2 protein-coding genes and 1 pseudogene are annotated in these 5,411 nt (G+C 73.3%); 2 read left to right on the top strand and 1 reads right to left on the bottom strand.

All coding sequences use genetic code 11. From position 1 onward, the window contains the following. Positions 1 to 984: helix-turn-helix transcriptional regulator (locus L0P92_RS41740; protein WP_234768354.1), on the bottom strand; the 984-nt coding region annotated here is incomplete at its 3' end. Positions 985 to 1,202: 218 nt separating this feature from the next. Between L0P92_RS41740 and L0P92_RS41735 the strand changes: the two genes are divergently transcribed. Then, positions 1,203 to 4,925 carry a S8 family peptidase gene (locus L0P92_RS41735; RefSeq protein ID WP_234768353.1) on the top strand — a complete coding sequence of 1,241 codons (3,723 nt, stop codon included), beginning with the start codon at positions 1,203 to 1,205 and terminating at the stop codon, positions 4,923 to 4,925. 221 nt (positions 4,926 to 5,146) lie between these two features. Next, a pseudogene (locus tag L0P92_RS41730) lies at positions 5,147 to 5,411 on the top strand (protein phosphatase 2C domain-containing protein); the annotation flags it as partial.

Genomic DNA, 5,411 nt, shown 5'->3' with positions numbered 1-5,411 from the left:
CTGCCGCTCCCGGGCCACCCACCCCCGCTCGTACGCGTGCCACCCCAGCTGCAACCGGGTCGTCACCCCGGTCAGCTCCATCAGGCGCTTCACCCGGCGCTGCACCGTCCGCAGGCCCAGGTCCAGCTGCTTGGCCACGCTCGCGTCGGTCAGACCGGCCAGCAGCAGGGAGAGCACCTCCAGGTCGGTCTCGTCGGGGCCGTCCGGCTGCCGCTCGGTGACGCCCGAGGTGCCGAGGCGCAGCGGCAGCGCGTCCCGCCACACCGACTCGAACAGTCCGGAGAGCAGTTCCAGCAGTCCGCTCGCGTGGACGACGAGCGCGGCCGGTTCCGCGGTGTGCGAGGTGAGCGGCACCAGGGCGAGCGTACGGTCGGCGATCACCAGCTTGGTCGGGACCTGGTCCACGACCCGGACCTGCTCCTGGCGGCCGAGCGCGGCGGACAGCTCGGTGATGCCGTCCGGCTGGTCGAGGACCGCACGCTCCAGGACCACCCGGTAGCGCACCCCGCGATCGGCGGCCCGCTCCTCGGCGTCGTTCTCCATGCCGGTGACGGCGACCGGATTACCGGTGACCAGCGCGCACACCTCGTCGCTCGCCCCCAGCTGGAGCTGGAGGAAGCGCTGCGAGACCGCGGCCGCGCCGATCACCACCTCGACGAGATCGTGTACGGCGGGCTCGGCGACCCCCGCCCGGTACTCCTCGGCGAGCATCGCGGCCGCCAGCTCCGCCTTCTCCAGCTCGTGCCGCTGCTGGGTGAGCAGCGCGCCCAGCGCCACGCCGGGCGGGGCGGCGACCCAGCGGCCGGGCCGGGCCGAGGACTGCGCCGCGAGCCCGTGCCGTTCCAGCCGGCGCAGGGCGCGCTCCGTGTCGTGCTCGCCGAGCGTCAGCCGCCGCGCGAGATCGGGTACGTCGGCGGCACCCACGGACACCAGGGCCCGGTACGCCGACTCATGCGTCTCGTCGAGACCAATCACTCCCAGCATCGGGCCGCGCCTCTCCCCAGAAAGAACACCGGTGTTCGGTCCGTGGCGGAAAACGGCCACGGCGTGAAACCGCCTCGGCACATCATCGCCGCACCACCCGTCACTCTGCCAAGGTGTCGCCACCGCAGCATCAACCACCGTCCGCTTTGCCCGACTTGGGACTCTTTGGCCTGCGCTTTCGCGTCCACGGACAGGCGGCACCACGGAAGTAGGCGATCTTGGGGAGAGCGATATCGCGTACGGCACTGGGCGCGGCCACCGCCGCCGTCCTGGCCGTGACGACAGCCGTACCCACGCACGCGGCCACCGAGCCGCCGAGACCGCTGACCGGCGCCGGCGCCCGGGCCACCCCCGGCGCCGGCTCCGTCGTCACCCTCGTCACCGGCGACCGCGTCCTCGTCACCCGGGACGGGGCCGTCGCCCTGCCCGGCCCGGACGGCACGGCCCCCTTCACCCAGACCCGGCAGTCGGGCGACGACCTGTACGTCTATCCCGAGGGCGCGAGCGAGGCCATCGCCGCGGGCCGGGTCGACGAGGAGCTCTTCAACGTCACCGGCCTGATCCGCCAGGGCTACGACGACGCCCACCGCGACACGCTCCCGCTGATCGCCACCTACGACCGCTCCCTCGCCCGAGCCGTCCCGCCCGCCCCGCGCGGCGCCGAACGCGGCCTGGTCCTCGACCCGATCGACGGCGTGGCCCTGGAGGCCGACAAGAAGAAGGCCGCCGACTTCTGGGCCGACGTCACCGACCCCCGCTCCCGCGCGGCCGGCGACCTGACGAAGCTGTGGCTCGACGCCAAGGTCGAGGCCACCCTGGACCGTTCGACCCGCCAGGTGCACGCCCCCGAGGCCTGGGCCGCCGGCCACGACGGCAAGGGCACCGAGGTCGCCGTCCTGGACACCGGCGTCGACGCCGCCCACCCCGACCTCAAGGGCCGTATCGCCGCGTCGAAGAACTTCACCGACTCCCCGGACGCCGACGACCACGACGGCCACGGCACCCACACCACCTCCACCGTCGGCGGCACGGGCGCCGCGAGCGACGGCAGGAAGAAGGGCGTCGCGCCCGGCGCCGACCTCCTCAACGCCAAGGTCCTGAACGACTACGGCTACGGCGAGACCTCCTGGATCATCGCCGGTATGCAGTGGGCCGTCGACCAGGGCGCCGACGTCGTCTCGATGAGCCTCGGCAACCCGGCCCGCACCGACTGCACCGACCCGATGGCCCGGGCGACGGAGGAACTCGCCCGGACCAGCGAGAACACCCTGTTCGTCATCGCGGCGGGCAACACCGGCCCGGGCACCAACACCGTCTCCTCCCCGGGGTGCGCCCCGAGCGTCCTCACCGTCGGCGCCGTCGACCGCGCCGACTCCACGGCCTCCTTCTCCAGCCGCGGGCCGGTCTACGGCTCGCACACCCTCAAGCCCGAGATCACCGCCCCGGGCGTCGGCATCTCCGCCGCCAAGGCGGGCGGCCGGGGCGTGTACGCCTACCAGTCGATGAGCGGCACCTCGATGGCGACCCCGCATGTCGCGGGCGCGGCGGCCGTCGTCAAGCAACGTCACCCCGACTGGAGCGCACAGCGGATCAAGGCCGCCCTCGTCTCCTCGGCCGAGGCGGACACCCCCGGGGACGCGCGGGAGACCGGCGCCGGCCGCCTCGACGTCCACGCGGCGATCGGGCAGAAAGTGCTGGGCGCACCGGCACTCCAGGCCGGCACCTTCAACTGGCCGCAGGACACGAGCGACCGTACGACGGTCGCCGTGCCCTACACCAACACCACGGACAGGGCGGTGGAGTTGAAGCTGGCGGTGTCCGCCGTCACCGGCAACGACGGCTCCACCGTCCGCTCGCCCATCGCCCGCCTCGGCGCCCGCTCGGTCACCGTCCCGGCCGGGAAGACGGTCGAGGTCCCGCTGCGGATCGACCCGACGGCGACGCTCAGACCCTCTCAGTACGGCGACGTCACGGGCCGCGTCCTCGCCACGGCCGCGGGAGGCGCCACGGTCTCCACGCCCTTCGCGCTGTACGTCCAGCCGGAGACCGTCACCCTGCGCGTGAAGCTGCTCGACCGCCTCGGCAGGCCTGCCGAGGGTGACTCCTCCGTCGACCTCGTCGGCACCGACGACGCCACGGGCGAGCGCCGCTTCAACGAGGGCGCCACGGACCAGACGTACGAGATCCGCCCCGGCGCCTACTTCCTCTCCAGCTTCATCACGACCCCCGGGACCGAGGGCACGCTCCTCGACTCCCTCACCTACCTCGCCCGCCCCCAGCTGGAGATCCGCGGCGACACCACCGTCGTCCTGGACGCCCGCGAGGCCCACCGTCTGAACGTCAGGACGGACCGGCCGACCGAACTCCGCGGCGCCACCCTCGGGTTCGCCCGCAGCTGGGACGACACCTGGCTGCACGCGGGCACGGCGGCCGGCGGGCGGGCCCTGCGCGGCTACTACGCCTCGGTCAACGGGCGGGCCACCGACGGGGACTTCGAGTTCGACAGCTTCTGGCGCGCGGCGGCCCCGCAGATCACCGAACTCGCCGTCGTGGACGGCCGGTCACTGCACCCGACGACGGCCTCCTTCAGCTCGGCCAACCTCGACGGCACGGGCGAGGCGCCGCTCCTCGACGCCAAGTCAGGTACGGAGGCCGAGCTTTCGGGCGCGGCCGGGAAGATCGCGCTGGTCGGCATCCCGGACGGCGGCAGCGCCCATGAGGTCGCCACGCGCGCGAAGGCGGCCGGTGCGGTGGCCGTCCTCGTCCACCGCGACGCCCCCGGCCGCTGGTATCCGTCGGCCGGCTTCACCGGCGGCCCGCTGCCGGTCCTGGCCATCCCGGCCGAGGAGGCCGAGGCGCTGCTCGCCGCCCGGGACGTGACCCTGCGCTGGAAGGCCACCGCCAAGAGCCCGTACGTCTACAACCTGGCCTTCCCGGAGACCGGCCCGATCGGCGGCGACCGCACCTACCGCGCCCGGGACCGCGACCTCGCGGCGACGAAGGCGACGTACCGCTCGATGGCGTCCGCCGCCACCGACCACGTCGACCTGACGACGATGACCCGCCCCAACGGACTGACCGGCTACTTCGGCGCCCTGGAGACGGTCCCCGCGCCCTTCGAACGCACCGAGTACCACTCTCCGGGCAGCACCGGCTGGGAGCACGAGGTGTCCAGCAGCTTCCCGTGGGGCGAGTTCATGATCGACCCGATGCGGACGTACGAGAAGGGACAGCGGCGGACCGAGGAGTGGTACGGCGGCGTCCTCGCGCCGACGACCCCGCTCGACGCCACCGGCCGCCCGGCCCTCGCCGCCGAACGGCAGGGCGACCTGATCGGCGTGGCACCCGGCTTCTGGGGCGACCGCCACCACCAGGGCGTGCAGGGGAGCTTCGGCGACATCGGCGCGATGACGCTGCGCAGGGACGGCGAGACGATCGGCGAAAGCCCGTACCCGTCCGGCGTGTTCACCGTCCCGGCCGAGCCGTCGACGTACCAGCTCACCCTGGACACCGCGAAGATCGGCGCTCCGGCCGGCGCGTGGAAGCGCTCCACGAGCACGACGACGACCTGGACCTTCCGCTCGGCCCTCGACGAGAACGCGTACTCGCAAGGAATACCGCTGCTGTTCCCGCGGTACACGCTGCCCGAGGACGGGCTGAAGACGCTGCCCGCCGAGGACGGACAGGAGATCACGCTCACCGCGACGGGCCACGCGGGCTACGAGCCCGGTGAGCTGACGAGGGCCGCTCTCGCGTACTCCTACGACGAGGGCGCGACCTGGACCGAGGCGGAGACGGTGCGGCAGGACGACGGGACCTGGAGGGCGACGGTGGACCACAGCGGAACGACAGGGAAGCAGGTCACACTCGAAGCCGTCCTGACCGACGCGAACGGCGCCTCGGTCACCCAGATCGTGACCCGGGCCTACGACGTGCGCTGACGCGCGCGAAGGGGATCCGGGCCCGGGTCACCCGGCAGTCGCCGGGCGGTTCTCCCGTGGGGGGTGGGATCGCCCGGCGACGTGTTTCCCCCGGCGTCTCCCCGGTTGTCTCGCAAGGGCGTTCAACACCTCACCCGACCACGCCACTTGATGCGGCCCCACGGGCCGGATTTTCCGGATGCCCCGTTTTCATCCGGCCCGTGCGGTGGACAATTGGGGGCATGAGCCAGCAGGGGGGAAGGCCCACCGGTCACGAGGACGACTGGTGGGGACAGCTGTACGGTGACTTCACCGAGGACACGGGACCCACCGTGGCGCCCGACTCACTGGACGACCGGTTCGCCTCGGCGGCGGGGGCCGTGAACCAGCCCGCGACCGTTCCCGCGCCGCGAGCCGACACGGACGCCGACCCGGGCCGGTCGACGTTCCCGCCCGGTCTGCCGAAACCGCCGGGCTTCACCGTGGAGCCCCCGCCCGAACCCGCGC

Origin of the sequence: Streptomyces muensis, from assembly GCF_021474425.1 — a bacterium.
GTDB classification, from domain to species: domain Bacteria; phylum Actinomycetota; class Actinomycetes; order Streptomycetales; family Streptomycetaceae; genus Streptomyces; species Streptomyces muensis.
The sequence above is the reverse complement of the archived record's forward strand: the minus strand, read 5'-3'. Positions and strand labels throughout refer to the sequence as shown.